This window comes from Streptomyces dioscori, from assembly GCF_003024195.1.
GTDB lineage: Bacteria > Actinomycetota > Actinomycetes > Streptomycetales > Streptomycetaceae > Streptomyces > Streptomyces dioscori.
The window spans coordinates 283,417-308,579 of record NZ_KZ679049.1; the positions used below are offsets into that span (position 1 = coordinate 283,417).

The 25,163-nt window shown below is 68.5% G+C and carries 24 protein-coding genes; 11 read left to right on the forward strand and 13 right to left on the reverse strand.

Features of this window, described 5'->3' with window-relative positions:
• Positions 1-167: 167 nt before the first annotated feature.
• Together C6Y14_RS28945 and C6Y14_RS28950 are read left to right on the forward strand one after the other, a co-directional pair.
• Positions 168-941 (forward strand): MerR family transcriptional regulator, encoded by a 774-nt coding sequence (locus tag C6Y14_RS28945; RefSeq protein ID WP_107019785.1) that lies wholly within the window; start codon positions 168-170, stop codon positions 939-941.
• A gap of 55 nt (positions 942-996) precedes the next feature.
• Positions 997-1,332, forward strand: a complete 336-nt coding sequence (locus C6Y14_RS28950) for a YnfA family protein (protein WP_107019786.1) — start codon at positions 997-999, stop codon at positions 1,330-1,332.
• A 13-nt stretch (positions 1,333-1,345) separates the two neighbouring features.
• Here the strand turns inward: C6Y14_RS28950 and C6Y14_RS28955 are convergent, their stop codons facing one another.
• The 3 genes from C6Y14_RS28955 to C6Y14_RS28965 form a co-directional block, all read right to left on the reverse strand.
• The gene (locus tag C6Y14_RS28955; RefSeq protein WP_107019787.1) at positions 1,346-2,128 is read right to left on the reverse strand and encodes a sulfite exporter TauE/SafE family protein; all 783 of its coding nucleotides are present in this window, start codon (positions 2,126-2,128) and stop codon (positions 1,346-1,348) included.
• 79 nt (positions 2,129-2,207) lie between these two features.
• Positions 2,208-2,936, reverse strand: a complete 729-nt coding sequence (locus tag C6Y14_RS28960; RefSeq protein WP_107019788.1) for a cation transporter — start codon at positions 2,934-2,936, stop codon at positions 2,208-2,210.
• 1 nt (position 2,937) lies between these two features.
• Positions 2,938-3,273, reverse strand: coding sequence for an ArsR/SmtB family transcription factor (locus C6Y14_RS28965; protein ID WP_107019789.1), 336 nt, complete (start codon positions 3,271-3,273; stop codon positions 2,938-2,940).
• A 424-nt stretch (positions 3,274-3,697) separates the two neighbouring features.
• Here C6Y14_RS28965 and C6Y14_RS28970 point away from each other — a divergent pair, with 424 nt between their 5' ends.
• Complete coding sequence (locus C6Y14_RS28970; protein ID WP_107019790.1) at positions 3,698-5,278, forward strand: acyl-CoA mutase large subunit family protein; 1,581 nt, start codon at positions 3,698-3,700, stop codon at positions 5,276-5,278.
• A 123-nt stretch (positions 5,279-5,401) separates the two neighbouring features.
• Here the strand turns inward: C6Y14_RS28970 and C6Y14_RS28975 are convergent, their stop codons facing one another.
• From C6Y14_RS28975 to C6Y14_RS28985, 3 genes are all read right to left on the reverse strand, one after another.
• On the reverse strand, positions 5,402-5,917 hold the full coding sequence (locus C6Y14_RS28975) for a TetR/AcrR family transcriptional regulator (protein ID WP_159074330.1): 516 nt from the start codon (positions 5,915-5,917) through the stop codon (positions 5,402-5,404).
• 305 nt (positions 5,918-6,222) lie between these two features.
• Complete coding sequence (arsB, locus tag C6Y14_RS28980; protein ID WP_107019792.1) at positions 6,223-7,335, reverse strand: ACR3 family arsenite efflux transporter; 1,113 nt, start codon at positions 7,333-7,335, stop codon at positions 6,223-6,225.
• Entirely contained in the window at positions 7,332-7,640 is a 309-nt protein-coding gene (locus C6Y14_RS28985) for an ArsR/SmtB family transcription factor (RefSeq protein WP_107019793.1), read from the reverse strand. Before C6Y14_RS28985 ends, arsB begins: the two co-directional genes overlap by 4 nt.
• 104 nt (positions 7,641-7,744) lie before the next feature.
• Here C6Y14_RS28985 and C6Y14_RS28990 point away from each other — a divergent pair, with 104 nt between their 5' ends.
• Together C6Y14_RS28990 and C6Y14_RS28995 are read left to right on the forward strand one after the other, a co-directional pair.
• Positions 7,745-8,380 (forward strand): arsenate-mycothiol transferase ArsC, encoded by a 636-nt coding sequence (locus tag C6Y14_RS28990; protein WP_107019794.1) that lies wholly within the window; start codon positions 7,745-7,747, stop codon positions 8,378-8,380.
• Between the two features lie 44 nt (positions 8,381-8,424).
• On the forward strand, positions 8,425-8,844 hold the full coding sequence (locus C6Y14_RS28995) for an arsenate reductase ArsC (RefSeq protein ID WP_107019795.1): 420 nt from the start codon (positions 8,425-8,427) through the stop codon (positions 8,842-8,844).
• Positions 8,845-8,864: 20 nt separating this feature from the next.
• On the opposite strand, the gene C6Y14_RS45255 is transcribed toward C6Y14_RS28995, so the two are convergent.
• The 4 genes from C6Y14_RS45255 to C6Y14_RS29020 form a co-directional block, all read right to left on the reverse strand.
• Positions 8,865-9,749: a DUF6083 domain-containing protein gene (locus C6Y14_RS45255; protein WP_225891336.1), complete on the reverse strand. Its 885-nt coding sequence runs from the start codon at positions 9,747-9,749 to the stop codon at positions 8,865-8,867.
• A 160-nt stretch (positions 9,750-9,909) separates the two neighbouring features.
• On the reverse strand, positions 9,910-10,173 hold the full coding sequence (locus tag C6Y14_RS29005) for a helix-turn-helix transcriptional regulator (protein ID WP_107019796.1): 264 nt from the start codon (positions 10,171-10,173) through the stop codon (positions 9,910-9,912).
• Positions 10,174-11,602: 1,429 nt separating this feature from the next.
• On the reverse strand, positions 11,603-12,175 hold the full coding sequence (locus C6Y14_RS29015; RefSeq protein ID WP_318658068.1) for an ImmA/IrrE family metallo-endopeptidase: 573 nt from the start codon (positions 12,173-12,175) through the stop codon (positions 11,603-11,605).
• Positions 12,120-12,428 carry a helix-turn-helix domain-containing protein gene (locus C6Y14_RS29020; RefSeq protein WP_107019799.1) on the reverse strand — a complete coding sequence of 103 codons (309 nt, stop codon included), beginning with the start codon at positions 12,426-12,428 and terminating at the stop codon, positions 12,120-12,122. Before C6Y14_RS29020 ends, C6Y14_RS29015 begins: the two co-directional genes overlap by 56 nt.
• A gap of 77 nt (positions 12,429-12,505) precedes the next feature.
• Here C6Y14_RS29020 and C6Y14_RS29025 point away from each other — a divergent pair, with 77 nt between their 5' ends.
• The 5 genes from C6Y14_RS29025 to C6Y14_RS45260 all read left to right on the forward strand — a co-directional run bounded on the left by C6Y14_RS29025 (position 12,506) and on the right by C6Y14_RS45260 (position 20,811).
• Positions 12,506-13,576, forward strand: coding sequence for a nucleotidyltransferase (locus C6Y14_RS29025; RefSeq protein ID WP_159074331.1), 1,071 nt, complete (start codon positions 12,506-12,508; stop codon positions 13,574-13,576).
• A 470-nt stretch (positions 13,577-14,046) separates the two neighbouring features.
• A complete protein-coding gene (locus C6Y14_RS29035; RefSeq protein WP_225891337.1) occupies positions 14,047-14,544 on the forward strand; it encodes a hypothetical protein in 498 nt (165 codons plus the stop codon).
• A gap of 825 nt (positions 14,545-15,369) precedes the next feature.
• On the forward strand, positions 15,370-17,472 hold the full coding sequence (locus tag C6Y14_RS29040) for a hypothetical protein (RefSeq protein ID WP_225891338.1): 2,103 nt from the start codon (positions 15,370-15,372) through the stop codon (positions 17,470-17,472).
• On the forward strand, positions 17,472-19,013 hold the full coding sequence (locus C6Y14_RS29045; protein WP_107019802.1) for a type 1 periplasmic-binding domain-containing protein: 1,542 nt from the start codon (positions 17,472-17,474) through the stop codon (positions 19,011-19,013). The genes C6Y14_RS29040 and C6Y14_RS29045 overlap by 1 nt, the downstream gene beginning before the upstream one ends.
• Positions 19,014-19,179: 166 nt before the next feature.
• Positions 19,180-20,811, forward strand: coding sequence for a protein kinase domain-containing protein (locus C6Y14_RS45260; RefSeq protein WP_107019803.1), 1,632 nt, complete (start codon positions 19,180-19,182; stop codon positions 20,809-20,811).
• Positions 20,812-20,870: 59 nt separating this feature from the next.
• Here the strand turns inward: C6Y14_RS45260 and C6Y14_RS29055 are convergent, their stop codons facing one another.
• Positions 20,871-23,387, reverse strand: coding sequence for an alpha-L-arabinofuranosidase C-terminal domain-containing protein (locus C6Y14_RS29055; protein ID WP_107019804.1), 2,517 nt, complete (start codon positions 23,385-23,387; stop codon positions 20,871-20,873).
• 146 nt (positions 23,388-23,533) lie between these two features.
• On the opposite strand from C6Y14_RS29055, the gene C6Y14_RS29060 reads away from it, so the two are divergent.
• The gene (locus C6Y14_RS29060) at positions 23,534-23,998 is read left to right on the forward strand and encodes a DUF6314 family protein (protein WP_107019885.1); all 465 of its coding nucleotides are present in this window, start codon (positions 23,534-23,536) and stop codon (positions 23,996-23,998) included.
• On the opposite strand, the gene C6Y14_RS29065 is transcribed toward C6Y14_RS29060, so the two are convergent.
• Positions 23,980-24,564: a histidine phosphatase family protein gene (locus C6Y14_RS29065; protein ID WP_107019805.1), complete on the reverse strand. Its 585-nt coding sequence runs from the start codon at positions 24,562-24,564 to the stop codon at positions 23,980-23,982. The genes C6Y14_RS29060 and C6Y14_RS29065 overlap by 19 nt on opposite strands.
• A gap of 152 nt (positions 24,565-24,716) precedes the next feature.
• Entirely contained in the window at positions 24,717-25,154 is a 438-nt protein-coding gene (locus C6Y14_RS29070) for a GNAT family N-acetyltransferase (RefSeq protein ID WP_107019806.1), read from the reverse strand.
• Positions 25,155-25,163 lie beyond the last annotated feature (9 nt).

Below are 25,163 nucleotides of genomic sequence, written 5' to 3' on the forward strand. Positions count from 1 at the left end.
TCACCCGCCACCCCGGCAGTACCTGCAACCTCGGCGACCGGTGCCGCGCCTCGCAGACCCTTTCGCCGACGATCCGGCGCGTCATCCGCCGCGACTGTGCACAAGCTCGACAGCAGGCGCTGGGCGACTTGCCCTTCCAGTCGGGTCGAAGGTTTACCGTCGGCCGTATGGCGACCTACCGCATCTCGCAGCTGGCCGAGCGCTCCGGTGTACCAGCGACGACGCTTCGCTACTACGAGGGCGCCGGTCTGCTGTCTGCAGATCGGACTCCGGCCGGCTATCGGGTGTACGGCGAGGCGGCGGTCGAGCGGCTGGGGGTCATCGGTGCGGCCAAGCACTTGGGGCTGCGGCTGGAGGAGATCGTCGAGCTGCTCGCGGTATGGGAGGCCGGTACCTGCAGTGAGGTGAAGGCCGATCTGCGACCGCGTATCTGTGCACGTCTGACCGACGCCGAGGCCCGTGCCGCCGAGTTGGCCGCGTTCACTGCCTCACTGCACACGGCCCTGGAACGCTTGGACGCATTGCCCGACCGCGCGAGCCCCTGTGATCCGCAATGCGGCTTCCTCTCGCCCGTGGCGTCCGGCAGCAGCCGTCCACCGGTGGATGTAGTGCTCTCTCCCAGTCGTCAGGCTGCCGAGTCCGAGGCTTGGCGCACGGCGCCGGTGGCCTGTTCCCTGATCGGCGAGGGCCTGGCCGAACGGACCGTGCAGTGGCGCGAGGCGGTCGACGGTGCCGTGCGGGCCGCGGTGCCGGACGGGCTGCGGCTGACGTTGCCCGTCGAGCGGACCTCGCGGATCGCGGAACTGGCCGCGGCCGAGCAGCAGTGCTGCGCGTTCTTCGACTTCCGTCTCCACCTCGACGGCCCTCACCTGCACCTGGAGGTCCGTGCGTCCGCCGAGGGGACAGGCCTGCTCAACGACCTGTTCGGCACGGCCGCCTGACCGTGTTGCCTCTGCCAGTTCCTGTTCGTTTCCCCTGCTCCGGAAAGTCTCCGCCGTGCTCGTCGCCCGTTCCATCGCCCTGTTCGTCGTCGCCGCGCTGTTCGAGATCGGAGGCGCCTGGCTTATCTGGCAGGGCATCCGCGAGCACAAGGGCTGGATCTGGATCGGGGCCGGCGTCATCGCGCTCGGCCTGTACGGGGTGGTGGCCACCTTCCAGTCCGATGACAACTTCGGCCGGATCCTCGCCGCGTACGGTGGCATCTTCGTCGCCGGTTCGATCGCCTGGGGCATGGCCGCCGACGGCTACCGCCCCGACCGCTTCGACATCATCGGCGCACTGGTCTGCCTCGCCGGGATGGCGGTCATCATGTACGCCCCGCGCGGCCACTGAATCGCCGCACAAATCAGAGCAGGGCCTGGGCTGCGTACAGCGCGCCCAGGGCAGCGGCGAGGGTGCCGAGCAGGAGCCGGAGCGCGGTTTCGGGCAGGTGCGGCTGGAGACGGGCACCGAGGTAGCCGCCGACCAGTCCGCCTGCGCCGTAGGCCACGCCCAGCAGCCAGTCGGGGGCGACGGGCCCTGGACTGACCAGGGCCAGCACGGCGTAGGCGGCGGCCCCGGCGAGAGAGGTGGTGAAGGTCGCGGCAAGGGTGGCCGGTGCGATACGGGCCATGGGCATACCGCGCGCAGCGAGGATGGGGCCGAGCAGGGAACCGCCACCGATTCCGTAAACCCCACCGACCATTCCGACCGTGAGAGCGAGGGCGGCGAGAGCGGGCGCCGACGGCCCGTGCGCATTGGACCGTACGCAGGTGGGGTGCAGGGTGCGCAGGCACAGCCAAGTGCCGAGCGGCAGGAGGAAGGCGGCGACCAGGACGCGGAAGACGCCAGGGCCGGGGAGGGCGAAGACGCGGACGGCTGCGCCGGCGATGACGCCGGGCAGTGTCCAGGCGACAAGGCGCCGGGCCAGGGGGCCGCGCAGAGCGCCGTCGCGGCGGTAGCGCCACAGTGCGCCGGGCCCGGCCACCACGTTGAACAGCAGGTTTGTCGGTGTAACCGCGGGGCTCGGCACGCTGAGGACGCTGAGCTGGACGGGTAGCAGGAAGACCGCTCCGGACACGCCGACCGGAGCGGTCACCGTCGAGATCAGCAGGCCGGCCGCGAACCCAGCCCAGATCGTCCACTCCACCGCTGCCCCCACCGTCCCTCAATCGCCCGTTCAGTATCGGCTGACCAGGATGCGCGGGGGCAGTTGGGCAACGAGATGTTCACGAGCAGCAGGCACAGCCCGGCGCACAGTCGCACGCGACGGTCTCGGCCGCGGTGCTCTCGGCGGGGGCGCGGGTGTGGGCAACGGGAGCGCAACAGCCCTTGCCCTGCCAGGCGTCGCGGCCTTCCTTGGCCGCGACGGCTGCGATGACGAGGGCGGCGATCGGGTCGGCCCAGGCCCAGCCAAGCGTGGCGTTGAGGACCAGGCCGGCCAGGAGTACGGCGGACAGGTAGGTGCACAACAGCGTCTGCTTGGAGTCGGCGACCGCGCTGGCGGAGCCGAGTTCGCGGCCGGCCGTGCGCTGAGCGGCGGACAGGAAGGGCATGACCGCGAGCGAGAGCGCGGCGATCACGATGCCGAGGACGGAGGGTTCGGCATCTCCCGTCCCGACGAGGGCACGGACGGCGTCGATGCCGACGTACGCGGCGAGAGCAAAGAACGACACCGAAATGATCTGCAGCGTCCGCCTCTCCCGGGCCTGGCGCACTGTGTGCTCGCGGGCGGAGAACTGCCAGGCGACTGCTGTGGCTGAGGAGACCTCGATGACCGAGTCCAGGCCGAAGCCGATCAGAGCCGTTGAGGAGGCGAGCGTCCCGGCGGTGATGGCGACGCCCGCCTCGATGACGTTGTAGGTGATGGTCGCTGCGACCAGCAGCCGTATCCGGCGGGCCAGTGCGTCGCGGCGGGCCGGGGACGGGCCGATACCGAGGGATATCTCGGCGGTCATCTCAGCAGCAGCCCTTCTCGTCGGCGTCCGCGCAGGTTTTGTCGGCCGCGACCGCCACGACGGCGGTACGCAGGTCGTCCAGTGCATGTCCGAGCCGTTCATCGGCGAGCTCGTAGCGGGTGCGGCGGCCTACGGGCACGGCGACGACGAGGCCGCAGTCCCGCAGGCACGCCAAGTGGTTGGACAGCCGCGTACGGGAGATCTCCAGGGCGTCGGCCAGGTCGGCGGGATGGGCAGGGGCCTCGCGGAGGGCGAGGAGGATCCGGCAGCGGATCGGGTCGGCGAGGGCGCGGCCGAACCGCGCCAGCACCTCGATATCAGCAGCGAGAGTCAGCACACCAACGACAGTACATGAATTCCTGAATTCAGGAAGCTATGAATTCAAACCCACGACCCGCCCAACAGTGGACGCGGGCTCACTGCCGCGAGCTCCACACGGATCCTCATCCGCACGAATGGAATCCACCCTCCGAGGCTTGCCGGACACCCACTCACGTCACATCCAGGCATTGACATGCCCGGGACGGCGGCACCATGCTGACCTTACTTCGGCGTTCATCGATACAAGCCGGTCGGTTGTACCTGCTGCCGTGCGCGCACGGCTGTCCGCAACCAGACAACCGACGTCCACGGCGACATACACCGCTCGCTCCCGATGTCGCTCCAGCGGCAGACCGGATGCAACCCACAACCATGCGTCGTACGCCAGATTGCGGGCGCGCACCAGGATTTGGCATCGACCGTGACAGAAGGAGCTTCACGTGACGCGTGTGTCGGAGTCCGGGCTGCCCATCGAACCGGTTTACGGGCCGGTCGACTTGGAGGGCTGGGACCCGGCGGAGAAGCTGGGCGAGCCGGGTGCGTACCCGTTCACCCGCGGCGTCCACCCGTCCATGTACACCGGTCGGCCCTGGACCATGCGGCAGTACGCCGGTTTCGGCACGGCCGTGGAGTCCAACGCCCGCTACAAGCAGCTGATCGCCGACGGCACAATGGGCCTGTCGGTGGCGTTCGACCTGCCCACGCAGATGGGCCACGACTCCGATGCGCCGATCTCGCACGGTGAGGTCGGCAAGGTCGGCGTGGCGGTCGACTCGATCGACGACATGCGGGTGCTGTTCGGCGGGATCCCGCTGGACAAGGTGTCGACGTCGATGACGATCAACGCACCGGCCGCCCTGCTCCTGTTGATGTACCAGTTGGTCGGCGAGGAGCAAGGCGTGTCGCCCTCGCAGCTGACGGGCACGGTCCAGAACGATGTGCTGAAGGAGTACATCGCCCAGGGCACGTACATCTTCCCGCCCAAGCCTTCTCTGCGTCTGACCGCGGACATCTTCAAGTACTGCCAGGCCGAGATGCCGAAATGGAACACCATCTCGATCTCCGGCTACCACATGGCGGAGGCAGGTGCCTCGCCGGCGCAGGAGATCGCTTTCACGCTGGCGGACGGCATCGAGTACGTGCGCACGGCGGTCGCGGCCGGCATGGACGTCGACGACTTCGCGCCCCGCCTGTCGTTCTTCTTCGTGGCGCGTACGACGATCCTGGAGGAGGTCGCCAAATTCCGTGCGGCGCGCCGGATCTGGGCCCGGGTGATGCGGGACGAGTTCGGCGCGAAGAGCCCCAAGTCGCTGATGCTGCCGTTCCACACGCAGACGGCAGGGGTGCATCTGACGGCTCAGCAACCTGAGGTCAACCTCGTCCGGGTTACTGTGCAGAGTTTGGCCGCCGTGCTCGGTGGCACGCAGTCGCTGCACACGAATTCTTTCGACGAGGCGATCGCCCTGCCGACGGACAAGTCCGCTCAGCTGGCCCTGCGTACCCAACAGGTCCTCGCATACGAGACGGACGTGACGGCGACGGTCGACCCGTTCGCGGGCTCGTACGCCGTCGAGAAGATGACCGACGACGTCGAGGCCGCCGCGATCGCATTGATGAGACGGATCGAAGACCTGGGTGGCGCGGTCGCGGCGATCGAACAAGGCTTCCAGAAAGGCGAGATCGAGCGCAGCGCCTACCGGGTCGCGCAGGAGACGGGCTCCGGCGAGCGGGTCGTGGTCGGTGTCAACCGGTTCCAGCTCGACGCGGAGGAAGCGTACGAGCCCCTGCGCGTCGAGCCGGCCATCGGAGCCCAGCAGGCAGAACGGTTGGCGAAACTGCGGGCCTGGCGTTGCCAGGAGCGAGTGGACGCCGCCATCGCCCTTACCCAGAAGGCAGCCGCAGGCACCGACAACGTGCTGTACCCGATGAAGGAAGCGCTCGCGGCGGGCGCCACCGTCGGCGAAGTGTGCAATGCGCTGCGCGAGGTGTGGGGCGTATACGTCCCACACGACAGTTTCTGACCTGTACGACTCGTCGTCGTCCTCAGCCGCCCGCTGCCGGGGATCTGCCAGCCCGTTGCGCCCACCCCCTACCCGGCGTACGCCGTCAGCGCACCGATGCAGAGATCGGACGGGGTGCCGGTTTCAGTTCTCCACGTACAGGCCGTCGAGATACACCTGCAGAATGCGCGGGCTGAACTGGTCGGTGGCGGACCAACTGGTGCCTGGCAGTGGGCGGCTGAGTTGGATGACAACCCCCATGAACTCTTCCAGGGAGATATCCGCGCGTATCTGTTGCGCCTGCTGCGCACGGCTCAGCAGGCGCTGCGCGGCGTGCACCAGACGCTCTCTCTGCTGAGCCAGTCCCTGCCATTCCTTGGTGAGTTCGTCCGACACGCAGCACAGAGCGGCGAGCCGCGCACGGGCGATGGCCTGCGCGAAGCTGCTGAGCGCGGCAAACGGATCGTCTTCCCGGGCGGCGGCCTCTTCCGCCGCGTCGGCTCCGGTCACGACAATCCGCTCCAGTGCTGCCGCGAGGAGGGCATGGCGTCCAGGAAAGTGGCGGTAGAGAGTCGCGTTGCCTATTCCTGCGCGGCGCGCAATCTCGTCCAAGGAAGCCTTCGGCCCCTGCTCCCCGAACAACTCCTGGGCGACGGCCAAGATCCTGTCCCGGTTGCGTGCAGCGTCCGTCCGCAGTCCCCTCCAGTGACATCCTGTGGCGTCCGCATCCGATTCCCGAGCCCGCATGCGTGCCCCTCTCAACTCCGCCGCCTCTCCCCCGAATTATGTGCCGTTCCTTGCACCTGTAGTCGCAGTACGGCAGGGCCAGCCCGCCCGTCTTCCCTATCCGCTCATCTCAGCGTTACAGACTCCGCGGGGCGGTCCGGCCCGCCCATACTCCAGGGCCGCACGGGCTGTGCCGCAGGTCTTCGACCGCGCCTCGCCGGAGCAGTCCCTGCAGCGCATCAGCTTTCGTGTGAGGTGGACGTCAGCTGTCGGTCGGCGCTGAACTTCCTTCGCCAGGCCAGGGAGACGTACACGAGGGCGACCAGGACCGGCACTTCGATGAGCGGGCCGACGACGCCCGACAAGGCCTGTCCTGAGGTGACACCGAAGGTGGCGATGGCGACCGCGATCGCCAGCTCGAAGTTGTTGCCGGCAGCCGTGAAGGCGAGCGTCGCCGTGCGGTCGTACGCCAGGCCGATCACTTTGCCGAGGGCGAAGGTACCGAACCACATGACCGCGAAGTACACGAGCAGCGGCAGCGCGATACGGACCACGTCCAGCGGCTGGGAGGTGATCGTCTTTCCCTGCAGGGCGAAGAGGATGACGATCGTGAAGAGCAGGCCGTACAGGGCCCAGGGGCCGATCTTCGGGAGGAAGTTGGACTCGTACCTCTCGCGGCCGAGTTTCTTCTCGCCGATCCGGCGGGTCAGGAACCCGGCCAGGAGCGGGACTCCGAGGAAGATGACGACGTTCAGGGCGATCTTCCACATGGAGATGTCGAGGTGCTCGCCGTCGCCCAGGCCGAGCCAGCCGGGCAGCAGGTCGAGGTAGAACCAGCCGAGCAGGCCGAACGCCAGGACCTGGAAGACCGAGTTGAGCGCGACCAGGACGGCGGCGGCTTCGCGGTCGCCGCAGGCGAGGTCGTTCCAGATGATGACCATGGCGATGCAGCGGGCGAGCCCGACGATGATCAGGCCGGTGCGGTACTCGGGCAGGTCCGGCAGGAAGATCCAGGCCAGCGCGAACATGATCGCGGGGCCGACGATCCAGTTGATGACCAGCGACGCGGCCATGAGCCTGCGGTCGCCGGTGACGGCGTCGAGCTTGTCGTAGCGGACCTTGGCCAGGACCGGGTACATCATGATCAGCAGGCCGACGGCGATGGGCAGCGAGATGCCGCCGATCTCGACCTTGGCGAGAGCGTCGTTCAGGCCGGGGATGAGCCTGCCGAGGCCCAGGCCGAGGGCCATGGCGGCGAGGATCCAGACGGCGAGAAAGCGGTCGAGCGTCGAGAGCTTCGCGACGACCGAGGGGTCCTCGGTGGTGGTCGCGGGTGCTTCGGTGGGGGTCACGGACAGGCCCTCTTGTTGTCGGCGGCGCTGCGAGCGGACGCGGCCAGGTCGGCGAACTGGCCGGCGAGCCGGTCGATCACGTCCGGGCGGAGCTTGTAGTAGGTGAACCGCCCGCACGGCTCGGTCTCGACGACCCCCGCCTCGCGCAGCACCCTGAGGTGGTTGGAGAGGTTGGTCTGCTTGGCACCGGTCTCCTCCACCAGGTGGGTGGTGCACAGCGTTTCGCGGGCGAGCAGGGTCACGATGTGGAGTCTGAGCGGGTCGGCTAAAACACGGATCAGATCAGTGTCGACTGATGTCAGCATGCACTGATACTGTCACATCAGTCGGGGCTGATACCAGTCCGGGCTGACCTTTGGGCCCGCCAGCAGCACCCACTGGGCCCATGACCCGTAGAAGGGGGTCACCAATGAACGCATCCCCACCCCCGGTTTTCCCCGATCAGCGCCTTGCAGCAGGCGTGTCCCGGCTCGCGTCGCGTTACCGCGGCCAGTTCTCGGCAGAGACCATCCAGCGAGTCGTCATCGACTCCTACGACCGTCTCGCCCAGCCCGCCCGCGTCCGCGGTCACCTCGTCGTGCTCGCCGAGCGCCTCGCCACCGAGCGTCTTGACGCTCTCGCCCACGTCGAGGAACAGCCCGACGTCGGACTGCCCCGAGTGCTGTTCGTCTGCGCTCACAACGCCGGCCGCTCCCAGATGGCGGCCGCCCTTCTCGCCCATCGCGCGGCCGGGCAGGTGGTCGTCTCCTCCGCCGGCACGCACCCGGCCTCCGAAGTCGAACCGGCCGTCGTCCAGGTGCTGACCGAGGCCGGCCTGAATCTCGGCGACGCGTTCCCCAAGCCGCTCACCGAGGAGGTCGTCCAGGCCGCCGACGTCGTCATCACCATGGGCTGCGGCGACGCCTGCCCGGTCGTACCGGGCCGCCGCTACCTCGACTGGCCCATCAGCGACCCCGAGGGCGCACCGATCACTGTCGTACGCGATATCCGCGACGAGATAGACGCCCGCATCACCGACTTGCTCGATTCCCTGCCGCACGCCTGACGGGCCGGCCGCTCCACCTGATCCACCTCGTAAAGGAAGAACCGATGTCCCCGACTCCACTCGCCTCCGTGCTGTTCGTCTGCGTCCACAACGCGGGGCGATCACAGATGGCCGCCGGATTCCTCAACCACCTCGCGGGCGACCGGGTCGAGGTCCGCTCCGCTGGTTCGATCCCGGGCAACCAGGTCAACCCGGCCGCCGTCGAGGCCATGAACGAGGTCGGCGTCGACATCTCCGACCAGAAGCCGAAGATCCTCACCACCGAGGCCGTGCAGGCGTCCGACTACGTCATCACGATGGGCTGCGGGGACGCCTGCCCGATCTTCCCTGGCAAGAGGTACCTGGACTGGGACCTGGAAGACCCGGCCGGCAAGGGCGTCGAATCCGTGCGCCCCATCCGCGACGAGATCAAAACCCGTATCGAGACCCTGATCGCCGAGATCGACGCCGACCAGGAGCCCTGATTTAGCAGCCTGCCAACAAGTCACGGTTTGGTAGGCGTCGACGCATTGCCAGCCGAAACCCCGCCTCGCTTACGGATGGGCAGCCGAGCCCGAATGTGCTCGTGATGGAGGAAAGGATCGAAGGCCTCCCACTCGGTCACGGCAATATCTGCGGCAGTGGGACTTGCCGCATGCTGAGTGCAACGCTGCGTACGCCAACGCAGTTGCTCCTGATAGGGCAGAGCCATGAGGTCATAAATAGCCATGACCTCGTTGATCAAGGCAAGTTGCCCCCGCTCGGCAGTAGCAGGTACCAGGTTCCACTGACCCGCCGGACCGTGCGAGTCGGCCACGGTGCGGGTGCATCGATGGCGCCGCCGAGTTTGAGCAACACACTGAATCTCATCGATGGGACGGGCAGCCAGGTAACGCACGCACAAGAGCTGCACGATTGGCCGGGCCGGGCGGCATACGGTCAGCGGTGCCGTTCGGCCAATCGGTGCGGCGACCGGCTCGAAGACGCCGTTGTCGACCAAACGGCGCATGTTGACGGCAAGACTGCGACGCAAAGCAGCCAACCTGGACACCGTTGCCGAATCAACGTCGCGGGCGGGGCAAACGACCGCATGCGGCAGGCGGCACCATGCACTGCCATCGTCGGCTGGATACGCAACTCCGGAACTGACGTGCCAGCGGCAGGATTCGGGCACTGTGGCTGCCGGTAGTTCGCGCGGGTGGAGTCGCACGGGCCGCTCGTTGCCGCGGTGGTACCACTCGATCCAGTTACCGCAGTCCCTGCAGCGATCTGGTTGGCCACAACGCAGGAGCCGGCTGGCACCGCCGGGCTCAAGGCGTAGCGATCGGCGGTGATGAACGGTTCGATAGCCCTGATCCCGGCGGTGCAGGGAGGAAGATGAGGAACGCATGTCCGTGAAGGTGCCAGGCAACACGCCGCACTAGTGGCGCCAGGGCCGATCGAGTCCCCCGGATGGCCTTAATCTGTGAAACGTATTGCCGACCATTCGGTCACGCGTTCGCCACCTATCGCTGGTTCGAGTGGTCGGCGCGACCCCCTACAGGTGGCAGTTAGGCGCCCGCCTGCCCTGTCGACTCGTGCCCTTCACACACGGTTCCGAAGAGTTCAACGAATGGTGCATTCAATGCGTGCGCGAGGGCGTGCCAGGTTTTGAGGGTGCCGATAGTGCGCCCCTGCTCGATCTCGATGAGAGTCCTCCTGGCCAGGCCGCTTCGGGCAGCGAGCTCGTCGTAGCTCCAGCCTCGCGCCGCCCGCAACCGCGCGAGCTCCAGACGCAGCGCCTCAAAATTCGGATCGGGCGGGAAGATCGTCACTCGACAATCCGACGGTGCAGACCACTGCCCTGTCAGTGCAGAGCTCTGCCCTATTTCTGCAGGTGGCGACATCGACGTCAGGGCAGAGGTCTGCACTACCGTGTGCGGGCCGCCCTCTCCCTCTGCGGGTACGGCGCGGAATACGACGGGAGGAACACGCCCCCCATGAGGCTTTGCACCACCCGGCCCACAGTCCGACGCACCTGGACCGTGGAACTGCGCGCACTGCCCGGCGGACCGGTTCTCGTCTGCCAGGAGTGCCCGCGCAGCGGACGCGCGCTCAACAGCTCATCCGCACGATCAGAACTCCTCGCCCATCTGGCACGGCACGCCCGCCACGAACTCCTCGCACCCCACCTGCGCACATGCCAGTGTTACGAACGTGGCTGCAGCTGGCATCCGCGCCACCGCGGCTGCAGCGGGCCTATCCGACTCGTGCTCGCCCGCGATCGCGGTGGCCGAATGTGGCGCCTGGCCGACGCATGCACAGCCTGCGCCATGGCCACCTCGCAGGCCGCAGTCGTCCCGGACACGCTCTTGTCATCCGCACCTCCCGCGCCGCTCGGGCGCGCACGACGTAGAGGGCGCCGCTTCAAGAAACCGGACCAGCAGACCCGAGTTCGCGAAATGCTCAGCTACCTCGCGGCTGCGCTACCTAGTGACGTTGGCGCTGCCGCCCGACTCATTGCCTTGCAATGCATTCTGCGCATAAACGACTCAGCACAGGTCAGCCTGCCCACAGGCGTGCTGCGCAGCCTGCGGCTAGGGTCCGATTCGGCGCCGTGGCGGGAGCTTGAACAGTCACGGTGGCTGCATGCCGACCCTCCCCTTCCACCCCGCGCCAGCGCCGTCGTGACCGCGCAACTGCTTGACGCCGGACTGTTCATCCAGCACCCGGCGCGGCCCGATCGACTCAGGGCCGCCGACTGGGCACTACGCGCCGCCTCCCGAGCCCAGTCTGGCTCGGCACCGGTTGCCCGACTAGTCGCAGTCTGCCTCGCGTCTCACACGGAACCGGAAAGCAGGTACGCAAGTTCCGAGAGAGACCGTTTGGCTCACGAATGCGGTTTGACCGGCGCGGCGTTCACCGGCGCACTCGACCAGTTGACGGCGGCGCGATTCCTCAGCTCTTGGCGCCTCCACTCAACATCGGGCGATCTTGAGTGGACACTGACAAAGACTCTCAGCCACGGAGGCTAACTGGAGATCAGACGCGCAGCAATCGGCGTCAGGTGCGATCCGTCCGTAGGCTGGCCAACTCCACGCACAGCTATCGCACATATTCGCGCGGTCAGGCCCTGTCCAATCTGACACCGTCCACAACCCACACCTTTGCGGTAAGACGGAACCCGCCCGACGACCTACACCCGGAAGCAGTGTCCGCTGAGTCGCGTTCCCGAATTCGTCGGATGCGCATGCATCAGCTGCGTCAGCTCACAAGCCCGAGATTAATGAGGCGGAATCCCATCGCCGATTCACTGACGTCGAAAACCTCAGCCAATGCGCTGGTGCAGCGATCCGGATCTTGGCGGACCGCACCGGGCAACTGCTGCAGCATCGATCGAACAAGGCTTGCCGGCATGAGGAGACTGGCCGCGAAGGTGTTCGCTTCGATCTCTTCCCGGTCGGTTGCCATGCTGGAGGTCTTGTCACGGAGGTTAACCCGGACAGGCCGGTCCAGCACAACATCGCGCCCTGGATGCAACAGGAAGTGACCCAGTTCGTGGGCGATGGTGAATCGTTGGCGGTGATCGGAATGGGTGTCGTTGACGCCTACGACAGGGGGTTGACCGTCTTGGCGGACGAGCATGCCTGAGACGTCTCCATCCTTAAAGGCACTCCGCGAGACAACGATGCCGAGGTGAACGGCAAGCCGCTCCACTCGGACGGGTGGGGCGGTCTCTCCCGCTTCCGCCAATAGGCGTACCGCCGCCTGCTCCGCCCGACTAGCCACGACCTGCCTCCTTCTGCGCGTTGGCCAGCACGTTCTGAGCCCAGCCACGTACGTCTTCCGGAACCTCGTCCAAAACGTCTGAGCGGCCGTCGGGCGCGGGCAGCAGCGATTCGGCGTCCACCCGCAGCACCGCCGCGAACTCGAACAGCATGTGCAGCGCGACCCTCTGGCGCCCCTTCTCAATGTTGCTGATTGACGTGCGATTGAGCCCGACGGCACCCCCCAGCTCCTGCTGGTTCATCCCTTGGGCGGCACGCGCCTTACGGACCCGCTCCCCGAATGCCTCGTAGAACTCGTCCATGTGTTCGCATCCTCTCGCACCCACGCCCGTCTTTCCAGTCTCACAAACACTGTTGCCAAGAGTGGAACACTCATGGTTTGCTAAAGTGGAAACCAGGGGGGCCTGAGTCCAGAGAGGTACAGATGGTTCGCAAAGAGACCCTTGCGTCGCTCGTCGACAAAGGACGCCGCAAGATCCAGGTGACCGACGAAGAACTCGACGAGGCCAAACGCCGCCGCCGACTCCTCGCCAGGTCCGCCCTCCGGGCCTTCCCTGGATCGACTACCTACTTCAACGGCAGCATTGCGCACGGCGACGCCAACACCCCGCTGACAGATGTCGATCTGGGCGTGGTCCTGACTGCGGAGGACGCCAAGCCATACGGACCGGGCAAGAAGAGCGCCCTATCCCTCATGGAAACGGTGCGGGACGTGATCCACGAGGACCTCGATGAGGAGTTCCCGAAACTCACGATCGAGGTAGTCGGCCGACGCCGTGCCGTTCTGGTGCGTTTCGGAGACCCGGTGACGAACGGGCAGCCAGACTTCACCGCGGACGTCATGACCGCGATCCCACACCCATCGGGCTGCGGGCTGTACATCCCGAACACAAAGATCGCGGACCAGTGGGACCGCGCCGATCCGATCACCCACACGAAAATGGTGCTGCAGGCCATCGAGGACACAAAGGTGATCTTCGCCCGTACGGTCCGGCTGCTGAAACACTGGAACGGCACCCACAGCAAGCCCCTGTGCTCGTGGAACATCAAAGCCCTCGCCCTCGGGTGTCTCGGTGAGCCGATGCCCCTGGTAAACGCACTCCAGGTCTTCTTCACCCACGCAGCAGACGAGATCAACAAGGGGCGTACACCGGACCCGGCCGGCGTGGCAGGACCCATCCCTCTGAACATGACGCGCCCCGAAGTTCACAAACGGCTGTGCACTGCCCGCGACTACATCAACCTCGCGATCGAGCACGAGGCCGCCGGACGCCCGCTGAGCGCCCAGCACGCCCTCCACCAGATCCTCCCCGAGTTGGTCCCGGATGCGAACGCCACACAGGAGGAAGCCGACAGACTGGCGTCAACCGTCCGCTCAGGCGGCACCGCTGCCACCGGCCTCGGGCTCGCAGTCGGACTCGTCACGCCCACCCGGGCCTGGGGAATCTGACCCATGCCGACCTGGTACGGGGTCCAGCCTGCCTGGTGGGCCCCGCTCGAACGCGATGCCCGACGGCGGATCGGCTCCGCCCTCCGGCACACCTACCGTCACGGTTCACTGACGTACGAACTCACTGGCCTCGACGTCACGGGCGAGCCAGAGCCGGTCGACGTCCGCATCAGCTTCTACAAGGACCCGCCCTACCCGACGTACGGTCTGAAGCCACAGGACTTCCCCCGTGTCCACGCTAAACAGGGGGCTCTCTCGAAGCATCGCTACTCGGCAGACGACGCCCTCTGCCTCTGGCACCCGCTGGATCCAGAAGAGCGAAGGTGGACGAGTTCGAAAGGACTCCTGGACCTCATCGAGATAGTGCGCACACACTTGTTCCTCGAACACTACTGGCGGCTCACCGGCGGTGAGCACGACGGCCGGTGGCTGGTGGAGGATGCCCCACATGGCATGCCGGGGAGTGGTGCGTGGAGGTCATCGCGGCGACGGACAGCGGGTGGACGTGGGCTCAGACAACCGCGCTGATCGTGCCTTTCATCGCCGTGTTCGGCGCCTTCTTGACCTACGCCCTCAACCAGCGGGCGGTACGACGAGAGCGTCGGGCCAAGACCTTCGCAGAAGCCCTGACTGCGGTCGAGGAATACCTGGAGATGCCCTACCGCATACGGCGTCGCCCGGAGTCCTCGGCCCAGGTCCGACAGGAACTTACGGACGAGGTGAGCAGCCTCTTGGCGCGTATGGCATTTCACCAGGCCTGGCTCCAGATCGAAGCGTCGTCCGTAGCCGGACCGTACGCGACTCTCGTCTCCACGGCCCGTGCAGAAGCTGGTGCACAGATGAGTCTCGCCTGGCAGCAGCCCCCCTTGACGTCCGACGACAGCATGAACCTCGGCTCCGCCTATCCCCGCGACCGGTCAAACGGCGCCCGAGCCAGCTGCATCGACGCGATGCGCCGCCACCTCTGAAGACGTGGACACGCTGGCGGTCCAACGGCAACCGGGAACACTAGTGCGGTGTGAAGCTCGCCACGCTCGACAGCGCCGACTGGGCCGGGGTGGAGAACTGCCGCGCCCAACAGAGGCAATCCACGCGACGAGACAGGGTCTATGTCCGTGATGTCGCACCCGAGTGAGGCCAACTATCAGTCCTTAACGCGGCCACAATGGATCCTCGCAGACTCTCCTACCAGGCAACCCTCCAGACGCTGAGGCCAACTATCAAACCTCGTCACACCTGCGCGACGGAGACCCATGAAGATCCACGGAGATCGCCGGCTGACCCCTCGCGACCCCGTCACGCTGCGTCGCGGGCGGTACCGGCGACACACCCGGGACGCCGGCCGGACCGCGGCGTCCCCCGCAGGCGCCCGCGCCGGTGTGCGCCGGCACGTCCGAGGCGGATGGGGCTGCCCGGAGCCGTGAGGCCTCCCTGTTCCGACACAATGCTCCAGCCCTCTGCGCCCGGCCGCGAGCGGCCCTATGATGCACTCAGCGTGACCGCCCCGTCGGCTCGGCCGTATGCCGCCCCGACGGACGGCGAGGGGGAGGTACGGGGGCGATGGACAGAAACGATCTCGGGGCAGCCACCTGCCCGTCCACGGCGGCGAGAACTCTCACGATCCGGTGCTGTTGATCAGCCGGCCGACTTGGCATCCGGCCCGCGTTCCGGACAACTCCGCCTTTTTTCAACGCTGTTGACACCCGCGGATTCCCGCAACGACCACGCCGACGGGCAGAGGGACCCGGCGGGGGTGACAGTCACACCGAGTTGGACCGCACCAGGGGGGAAACATGGTGCACTCATCACTGCACGGCCGGGGGGCACTGTTCGACACCGAACCGCCGGGGCTCGCTCCGCGGCTCACCGGCCTGCGGCCCTACCAGCACATTCCCACGCCGTACGAACACCAGGGGGAACTGCCCTTCGTGGTGCTCGCGGGCGGGAGGGGCCTCGGCAAGAGCGCGGTCCTCGGCGAACTGCGTTCCGCCTATCGCGGCCACACGCCTGTCGCGCTGATCGACGGGGAGGACGCGCAGTTCGACCGGCCCTCCCCGGACGGGCACGCCGAATCCTGGTCGCCCGTGTCGCAGGCGACGGTGACGATCGCCGAGCAACTCGCCGAGCCCGTCACCGGCGCAGGGCGCATCAGTTTTCCGCGCCTGGCATCCGGGCTGCTCGCCGTCGCCGCCGGCGGCTGGAGCGACCGCGATCTGCCGCGGATCAGGCAGGAGGCCGAGCGGATCCTGCTGATGAACGACACCGGGTCCTGGGTGGCCGGGTTCGCGGGACGGTGGATCGGCAAGGTGGTGGCGAAGCTCGTCGCGTCGTTGTCGGAGACGGGGCCGGTGGTCGAGCCGATCATCGAGGCGGCTCTGGAGGCGTTCGGCGAGGGCGTCGCGCCGACCCAGCGGCGGCTGCGCAAGGGAGCCGCGTGGTACTGCGACTACCCGAACGCGGGCGGCAACCCGAAGCTCGGACTGATCCTGCTCTCCGGGCACTTCAGGGCGGGCGGGGCCTCGCACACCCACGCGGAGCGCTATCTCGTACGGGCTCTGCTGGCCGATCTCGACGACGCGTACGCGGGGGTCGTGCAACGTGCACACCGCCTGGGGCGGCCGGTCGTACTGATCGACAACGTCCAGGAGCCCGCCGGGTTCCATCTCATGGAGTCGGTGCTGCGGGACCGCGCCGACGGCATCGCCGACCGGGTCGTCTTCTTCGCCGCGCTGCGCGGCCACGGCCATCCGGCGCTGCGCAACACCGTCCGCCGCACCCTGCCCGAGCTGGCCCGGGGCAGCGGCTGGGTGCCGGGCAGCGCACCGTCCTCCCGGGCCCTGCTGGTCGCGCTGCCGCCGCTCTCGCCCGACGAGACCCTGCACATGGTGAACGCCGCCTGCCCGGGACAGCCGACACATCCCCAACTCCCGCACGCGGTCCATCGGTTGACCGACGGGAATCCGCTCGGCATCGCCCTGATCGCCGAGTCGGCCCGCCAGAACCTGCCCCAAGGGGCGGTGTCACTCGGGGAGTTGCTCATGGCCGACGTGGCCCTGCACGACGACCGCACCGGGCACCCCGCCCACCGGGAGCTGCTCGACCGGCTCGCGCCGGACGACAGACTCGACGAACTGACCGTCCTTGCCGCCGCGCACGACCGTGACTCGGCCTTCGTGCTCGCCGAGACCGGGCTCCCGGACGACTTCGGCACCGCCGGTGTCCTCGATCTGGAGGAGCGGCTGGCCCAGGAGGGCCGCCCGGGAACTCCCGGGCACTTCGTCGGCGACCCCTTCCTCCGTGTGCTCCTCCTGCTCCGGCTGCACCGTCACGACCCCGACCACGCGGCGTGGCAGTGGGTCCACCGCACCCTCATCGACCACTGCCGCGGCACGTCCCCGGACCACTCCGGCTACCGCGTCCGTCACGAACTCGCCCTGGGCAACGTCGATTTCGCGGTCGCGCACCTGCGCGACACCTTTCTCAGGCTGGACACCTGCGACTGGCTGTCCGCGCTCGTCCTCATCGCCTCGGCGCCCTGCTACGACGCGTACGACCCCGAAGGGCGGCACCTGGGCAACGAGCTGTACGACGACCGGGGAGCCGTCGCGCTCGGCCGCACGGACGCCGCACAGCACCTCCCGGACGGCGTGGACGTGACGCTCCATCTGCGCGTACGACGCATCCTGCACGCCGTCTGGCAGTTGACCGATCCGCTGGTGCTGCCGGACCCGAGGGTGACCGAACGGCTGCGGTGGGAGCTGGAACAGCTCTCCAACCAGAAGCCCGCGGGCAGTGAAACGCTCTGGCGGGCCTCCCGGGACTGGCCGGCGGACGCGGCGGCCGGGCGGCCGTTCCGTGTCCCGGGCGACGACGAGGAACAGAACGGGGGCCACTGATGGCAGGCATGACAGCGGGCTGGCCGGCGTGGCTGCGTGAGCACGTCTGGGAGATCCGTTTCCGCCGGTACGTCGCCCTGATGCTCGCGGTCGTCCTGGTGGCCGCCGGCGTGTGGGGCGGTATGACGCTCGCGCGGGAGGACCGGAGCTGTGCTCCCGGAATCGAACGGCCCGAGGGCAGCGACGAGTGCGTGGGCGTGTCGACGACGGCGTACGACTTCGGGCAGCGCCGGCTCACCGACGTCATAGCGGCGATCGACCGGGAGAACGACTCCATCGCCTCCCGCGCCCGGGTCACCGTGGCGGTCTTCCAGCCGTTCTCCACGGCCGACAACGACACCCTGCGTGAGCTGCAGGGGGCCTACCTGGCCCAGTACGAGGCCAATCACCACGAGAGCGGGCAGACTCCCGCCGTCCGGCTCGTCCTCGCCGACCCCGGTGCGGACAGCGCCCACTGGCGGGAGACGGTGGACGCGCTGGGACGCATGGCGAAGGGGCCCGACCGGCTGCGGGCGGTGACCGGCATAGGAAGCAGCACCGACACCAACAAGGAGGCCGTCAGGGAGCTGACCCGGCTCGGCATCCCCGTCATCGGCACCTCCATCACCGCCGACGATCTCGCCAACGGCCAGAACGGGAAGGACCCCTTCCCCGGTCTCGCCCGGGTCGCTCCCACCAACACCGATCTGGCCCGTGCGCTCACCTCGTCCGCGAGGATCTCGACCGACAGGGCCTATCTGGTCTACGACAAGCCGGGCGATCCTTACACCCGTACGCTCCGGCAGTCCTTCGAACGACTGCTGAAGGGCTCGCCGTACCAGCCCTCCGCGTTCCATCCACCCCAGGACCGCACCCGGGAAGGGGCCACGGCCAACGCCTTTCGCAACATCACCTTCAACATCTGCGACACACCGCGCACCACGGACACGCTGCTCTTCGCGGGCCGCCACACCCAACTGCGGCAGTTCGTCAACGCGTTGGGCAGGCGCGGCTGCCTGGACAGGAAATTCACGGTGCTCACCGGTGACGAGGGGTCGTACCTCACGAGCGACAAGGAGCTGGAGACCGCCGCGCTGGGCCGCAACCTGACCGTGCGCTACACCGCTCTCGCGCACTTCGACGCCTGGACCGACAACCCGCCCGCGCGGGGCGGTTCACGGGCCGACGCGCGAACCCTGGCCAAGTTGCTCGCGCAGGCCGAGCACGAACCCGTCGGCCCCATCGGCAGCGCCCCCCTCGACGGCGGCCAGCTGACGGTCGCGTACGACGCCACGCGTCTCGCCGTGAAGGGCATCCGCCAGGCCACACCCGACGGCAGCAGGTTCCCGGGCCTCGCCGACGTCGGGGACGTGTGGCCACAGCTGCGGGGCAGTCTGCGGGTCTACGGCGCGAGCGGCTGGCTCTGTCTCGACAACCACGGCAACCCGTACGACAAGGCCGTGCCGATCGTGGAGTTGACCCCGGCCGGCGGCTCCGAGTTCGTGGAACTGGCGTGGCCGGAGGGCCGACCGCCGAAGGACAACTGCCTGCCACCTGCCTAGACCGGGGCACCCGGACAGGAGCGGTGTGCCGAGCGCTATATTCTTCGTCCTCAGGGCGGAGCGACGTAACGGTGGCACCGGAACCGACATCCCGCCGCAGAGAGTCTTGGACACCAGCCCCGTCCCTACGGACGCGCGTGTCTCGACTGCCTGGAGGGCGTGTCAGGTGTACCCGCTGCAAGATTCCGACCCGACGAACATGGGCCGCTACCGTCTACTGGGCCGGCTCGGTTCCGGCGGCATGGGAAGCGTCTACCTCGGCCGGACGCCCGGGGGCCGGCCCGCCGCGGTCAAGGTCATCAACGCCCATCTGCAGTACGACCCGGCGGCGTTGCAGCGCTTCCGCCGCGAGGTGGAGACGCTGGGGACCATCCGCAACGCCTTCACGGCGGCGCTCATCGACGCCGAGGTGGACAGCCCGCCGTTCTGGATGGCGACCGAGTACGTGCCCGGTCCGACGCTGGCCGACGCGGTCGCCGCGGCGGGGCCCTTCCCGGTCGACCTCGGCCGTGCCGTGCTGGCCGCGCTGGCCGAGGGACTCGCGGACGTCCACGTGCACGGTGTGCTGCACCGGGACATCAAGCCGCAGAACGTCATCCTCTCGGCCACGGGTCCCCAGCTCATCGACTTCGGGATCGCCCGCAGCGACGACATGGCGAACATCACGCAGGTCGGCACCGCGATAGGCACCCCGGGGTTCATAGCCCCGGAGAGCCTGACCCGCAGCGAGGCCGGTCCGCCGTCCGACGTGTTCGCGCTCGCCGTCACGCTGGCCTACTGCCTCACCGGCCGCGCGCCGTACGGGCAGGGCTCGCTCGCGACCGTCTCCTACCGCACCGTCCACGAGGACATGGACCTCGCCGGGGTTCCCGCGGAGATGGCCGAGCTGCTCGCCCTCTGCGCGCACAAGGACCCGGCGATGCGCCCGGAGCCGCAGCGCATCGTGGAACTCTGCGCCAGCGAGACCGACATCGTGCGGCATCCCGCCTACCAGCGGATCATCGCCATGGCGCCCGCCTCGGACCCGACCGCGACGGCGACCACGGCCGTGGCGGCTCCTTCCGCGTCGCCCGCGCCCGCGGCGCCGTACGCACCCACGGAGATCAACGCCGGCACGCCGGCCGCCGCCGAGCCCGCCCCGCCGACCGTCGCCCAGACACGGTTCCTGGCGTCTCCGCCGTCGACCGGACCGGCCGGCACGCCCGCGCGCGGCACCCGGCCGCCCTGGTACCGCCGCACCCCGCTCATCGTCGCCGGCGCGGTGGTCACGGTCGCCGTCGTGGTGGCCACCGTGTTCGCCCTGCAGGGCGCCGGTTCGGACGCCGAGGCCAAGGACCCGAAGGGGTCAGCGAGTCGTGACGGCTCCCACCGGAGCACGGACGGCGCGGACGATCCGGAGGCGAGCGGGAAGCCGGAGGCGAGCGAGGAGCCCGAGAGCCCCACGCCCCTGCCGGAGACGCTGACGGTCCAGCCCCGGCGGACCCTGCAGACGGGTGAGTTCCTGCAGACCGCGCACCTGAAGCTGATCATGCAGCCGGACGGCAACCTCGTCGCCTACGACGCGAACGACAAGGCCACCTGGGCGTCGCTCACCTCCGGCGAGAACTACAAGGCCGTGTTCCAGGAGGACGGCAACCTGGTCGTCTACACCGCCGACGACAAACCGGTGTGGGCCACCAACACGGGCTACCCCGACGGAGGAGCCGTCCTCGAACTGCGTGCCGACGGCAGCTTCGCCGTCACGAAGAACGGCCAGGACCTGTTCCTGAGCACCAACGACACCACCGAGAAGGGCTGACCCGTCCGCGCACCGGGGCGGTCCGGGCAGCCGCCACCACGCCCGGACCGCCCGGCCGGTCACCCCTTCTTGATCCGCAGGAACGTCACCGAGTTCGCCGGGAAGGTGTACGTGAACTTCCTCGCGACTCCCGAGAAGGTGGACGCGACCGGTGCGACGGCCGTGGCCGTCTCGGTGTTCACGGCGTCGGGCGCGGCGGCGAGGGTCGTCACCTCGGCCCTCGGGCGGACCTGCGCGCTTCCGAGGTCGACCGCCGTACGGGCGTCCACGGCCTGGGCGTTGACCACCTTCACGATCAGGTCACCGGTCTTCTTGTCCTTGGTGACCACCTGCCGGAACGGCTCGGCGGGCTTGTCGTCGGTGAAGCCGCCCCACTCCTGGCCGTCGAGGTAGAGGGTGACCTGCCGGCCGCGCACCTTGATGTCGATGTCGTAGGCGCGGCCCGTCTCGATGGACCCGGCCTTGGAGACCAGCGTGGACTTGCCGCCGTCCACGGCCTGTTCGACGGCGGACTGGGTGTTGTTCCAGCCGCCCAGGTTCCACCAGTAGTAGTTACCGGTGTCCTTGACGCCGAAGGCGACGAGGAAGCCCTCCTTGCCGGCCTTCTTGGTGGCCTTCACGTGCACGTCGTAGTCGTGCCAGGCGGGGTCGCCCGCGGAGACCATGGTGTTCTCGGCGGCCTCGTCGCTCTGCACGTACTGCCCGTCCTGGACGCTCCAGCTGCCGCCGCCGGTGTGGGTCCACCGCGAGGCGTCACCGGAGAAGTCGTCGGCGAGCAGTTCGGTACCGTCCGCGCCGGTCACCTTCACATCGTCGTACGCGGCGCTCGTCGCCCATGTCGACAGGCCGACCGCGCCCGTGACGGGACCGATGACCGACGGTGTGCCGGTCGCGCGCGACGGTACGACCCGGTCGCCGACATTGCGCATGAAGAGCTTCTGCACCTCGTAGTTGGCGGAGTTCCAGGACGCGTGGTTGTTGAACCAGATCAGGTCCGGGCGCCACTGCACGTAGTCCTCGTTGGCGAGCAGCGGGGCGTACGAGGCGAGCTTCACGACGTCCGCGTTACGCTCCAAGCCGGTCATGAACGCGGCTTCGGAGAGGGCGTTCCTGAAGGTGTTGCCCTGGGAGGCGTACTCGCCGAGGAAGACCTTGGGGCCGCTGCGGTCGTACGAGTCGTAGCGGTCGTTGTTCTGCAGGAACCACTGCGGGCTGTTGTAGTAGTGCTCGTCGACCAGGTCGACGTTCGCTTCCCGGTTGAGCTTCCAGGCCGTGTCGAAGGTCGAACCGCTGTCATCCGGCCCGGAGTTGGAGACGACGGTGACGTCCGGGTACTTCGCCTCGACGGCCGCGCGGAACTGCTTGAACCGCTCGAAGTACTCGTTCGGCAGGTTCTCCTCGTTGCCGACCGCGAGGTGCGTGAGGCCGAAGGGCTTCGGGTGGCCCATCTTCGCGCGCTTCTTGCCCCACTCACTGGTCACCGGCCCGTTGGCGAACTCGATGAGGTCCAGGGTGTCCTGGATGTGCCGCTTGAGGAGCGCGTCGTCGTCGACGGCCTGGTTCTGGCCGCAGCCGGTGACCAGGGCGGGCACCACAGGCAGCGGCATGGCTCCGATGTCCTCGGAGAACTGGAAGTACTCGTAGTACCCGAGTCCGTAACTCTGGTTGTAGCCCCAGAAGTTGGCGTTCGTGGCGCGCTGCTCGACCGGGCCGATCGTGTCCTTCCACTGGTACGCGCGCCTGCGCTCCCAGCCGGACTCCTCGTCGTACCCCTTCATGCTGCCGGTGTTGACCAGGCAGCCGCCCGGGAAGCGGACGAAGCCGGGGTCCAGGGCGGCGATCTTCCGGGCGAGGTCCGCGCGCAGGCCGTGACCCTTGTACGTGTCGCGCGGGATCAGCGAGATCATGTCGAGCGCGGCCGGGCTGCCCGACGCCACCGTGAGTCGCCCGGTGGCGCTGGTACGGGTCGCGGTGAGGCGTGCCGTGTACCGGGCCCAGCCGCCGCGCGCGGTGACGCGGCGGGCCTGCGCCAGTTCGCCGTCGGCGTCCTGGAGGGTCACCGTGAGGGCGGCGGATCCGTCGGCGCGGGCCCATACGGAGAAGTCGTACGTCTCGCCCTCCTGCACCGAAAGGCCGGTGTTGTAGCCGGAGTTGGTGACGGACGAGCCGGCGCCCAGGGCGAGGTAGGTGCGGTTGCGGGCGTTCAGCCGGCCGTCGTCGTCCGCGGTCGCCGCGGTGCCGGTGGTGGCCCAGGAGGTGAGCGGGGTGTACGAGCGGTTGTCGGCGGTCGAGTACTCGAACGACCGGTTCTGCACCAGTTCCGCGTAGAGCCCGCCGTCCGCGGCCCGGTTGATGTCCTCGAAGAAGACGCCGTACATGGTGTCGTCGATCTTCGCGCCCGTGGCCTTCGGGTCGACGGTGATCGCGTAGTCGGTGGCGTCCTCGGCGGCGGCGTTCACGGGCGTGGCGCTCACCGGCGTGGCGCTCACCGGGGGCGGGACGAGGAAGGAGGCGGCCAGCAGGGCGGTGGCCGTGAGGGCGAGTCTCCACCGAGTGCGGGTGCGGGCATGTGACATGGATCCTCCGCGGCTCTGAGAGGTGCGTCTGAGAGGCAGTACACGTTCGAGATACCGGACGCTGATCAATACTTCGAACGGCAAGATAGGTAGGGGGCAGGATCACGTCAATGGGTTGGACAGGAGAGGCCGCGGTGACGGAGGGGATGGCCGGATTCCGGCCGGTGGACGATGTACTGGCATACCTGGCCGGGAGCTGGCACGTGGAGCGTTCCGTGCGGGACCTCGCGAGCGGAGCGGACGGCACGTTCCGCGGGGTGACGGTGTTCGAGCAGGTGAACAGCGACCCCGGGCTGCTCCACCACGAGTCCGGCACCTTCGTGTGGCAGGGCGTGGCCCGGCCCGCCGAACGCACCCTCAGGTTCCTGCCGGGCGAGGGGGCGAGCCGGGCCGACGTACGGTTCGCCGACGGCCGCCCCTTCCACGACCTGGACCTCGCCACCGGCAGGTACGTCGCCGACCATCCGTGCTCGGCGGACCTCTACCGGGGCGAGTTCACCGTGTACGACGCGGACCGCTGGCGGACGGTGTGGCGGGTGGGCGGCCCCGCCAAGGACCTGGTTCTCACGACCGACTACACGCGCTCGACCGACTACACACGCTCGGTCTGAGCGTCGAAGCGGAGGTTCCAGCGGCCGGCCCAGCCGATGAGGGTGGCCGTCGACAGCGGGCGCACGTCGAAGTTCCAGTATGTCGACGGGTGCGACTTCAGGGCGTAGACGAGCGCGGCGCGGACGACCGCGGGTTCCGCCACGGCGACGATCCGGCCGCCGTCGTCGGCGGGGCGGGTGTCGAGCCAGCCGCCGATCCGCTGAATGAACTCCGCGAGCGGTTCGCCGCCGTGGGCCGCGGAGTACGGGTCGGCGAGCCAGGCGTCCACCGCCTCGGGCTCACGGGCCATCGCCTCACCGAGGGTCATACCGCGCCAGCGGCCCATGTCGCAGTCCCGCAGGGCCGGCTGGGCCAGCGGCGCGAGACCCAGCGCGTCCCCGGTGGCCCGGCTGCGCGGGGTCGGCGAGCAGTACCGCAGCTCGGCGGCGGCGAGCGGGATGAGGGCATGGGCGACGCGCTGCACCTCGCCCCAGCCCGCCTGGTCCAGCGGCCGGTCGTCGTCGAAGCGCTCGGCGAGCAACGAGGAACCGCGGGCGGCGGCGATCAGCGTGACCCGAACATGCATGCGGCGATGGTGAGCGCCGGAACTGCGCAGGTCAAGAGCTGATCGACGGCACACACGGAATGCTCACGCGAAGGCCCGCACAAAGTACGTGGACGACCCACGGAAGGAGAATCCAGACACCGTCAATCGGCACACCGTCCATCGGGGCACCGTCACTCGAAGTTCAGTGCCATCCACCGGTCGGGCCGGTCCAGCGCCTTGAACCCGAGCTTCTCGTACACCCCGTGCGCGTCGTGCGTGGCGAGCAGCACGCGGCGCAGACCGAGGGGTCGCAGGTGGTCGCGGACTGCGGTGACCAGGGCGGTGCCGAGCCCCTTGCCCCGTGCGGACCTGTCGACGTACACATCGCAGAGCCAGGCGAAGGTGGCTCCGTCGGTCACCACGCGCGCGTACGCCGCCTGGTCGCCCGAACCCGTCTCGTACGCCCCGAAGTTGAGCGATCCGGCGATCGCGCGCTCCTGCTTCTCGCGCGGTCGGCCGAGTGCCCAGTACGCGTCGTCGGCGAGCCAGCGGTGGACCCGGTCCACGTCGAGGCGCGCGGGGTCGGTGGAGATCTCGTAGCCCTCGGGCAGGCTGGGTATGTCCGTCATGGCGGGAGA

Excerpts from the sequence above, each read along its gene's own strand:
- C6Y14_RS45255 (WP_225891336.1), bottom strand. The coding sequence starts at position 9,749 with ATGCGTTCCTCATCTTCCTCCCTGCACCGCCGGGATCAGGGCTATCGA.
- C6Y14_RS29060 (WP_107019885.1), top strand. The coding sequence starts at position 23,534 with ATGGCCGGATTCCGGCCGGTGGACGATGTACTGGCATACCTGGCCGGG.
- C6Y14_RS29045 (WP_107019802.1), top strand. The coding sequence starts at position 17,472 with ATGGCAGGCATGACAGCGGGCTGGCCGGCGTGGCTGCGTGAGCACGTC.
- C6Y14_RS29055 (WP_107019804.1), bottom strand. The coding sequence starts at position 23,387 with ATGTCACATGCCCGCACCCGCACTCGGTGGAGACTCGCCCTCACGGCC.
- C6Y14_RS29070 (WP_107019806.1), bottom strand. The coding sequence starts at position 25,154 with ATGACGGACATACCCAGCCTGCCCGAGGGCTACGAGATCTCCACCGAC.
- C6Y14_RS29040 (WP_225891338.1), top strand. The coding sequence starts at position 15,370 with ATGGTGCACTCATCACTGCACGGCCGGGGGGCACTGTTCGACACCGAA.
- C6Y14_RS29020 (WP_107019799.1), bottom strand. The coding sequence starts at position 12,428 with ATGGACGAGTTCTACGAGGCATTCGGGGAGCGGGTCCGTAAGGCGCGT.
- C6Y14_RS28995 (WP_107019795.1), top strand. The coding sequence starts at position 8,425 with ATGTCCCCGACTCCACTCGCCTCCGTGCTGTTCGTCTGCGTCCACAAC.
- C6Y14_RS28990 (WP_107019794.1), top strand. The coding sequence starts at position 7,745 with ATGAACGCATCCCCACCCCCGGTTTTCCCCGATCAGCGCCTTGCAGCA.
- C6Y14_RS29065 (WP_107019805.1), bottom strand. The coding sequence starts at position 24,564 with ATGCATGTTCGGGTCACGCTGATCGCCGCCGCCCGCGGTTCCTCGTTG.
- C6Y14_RS28960 (WP_107019788.1), bottom strand. The coding sequence starts at position 2,936 with ATGACCGCCGAGATATCCCTCGGTATCGGCCCGTCCCCGGCCCGCCGC.
- C6Y14_RS28985 (WP_107019793.1), bottom strand. The coding sequence starts at position 7,640 with ATGCTGACATCAGTCGACACTGATCTGATCCGTGTTTTAGCCGACCCG.
- C6Y14_RS28945 (WP_107019785.1), top strand. The coding sequence starts at position 168 with ATGGCGACCTACCGCATCTCGCAGCTGGCCGAGCGCTCCGGTGTACCA.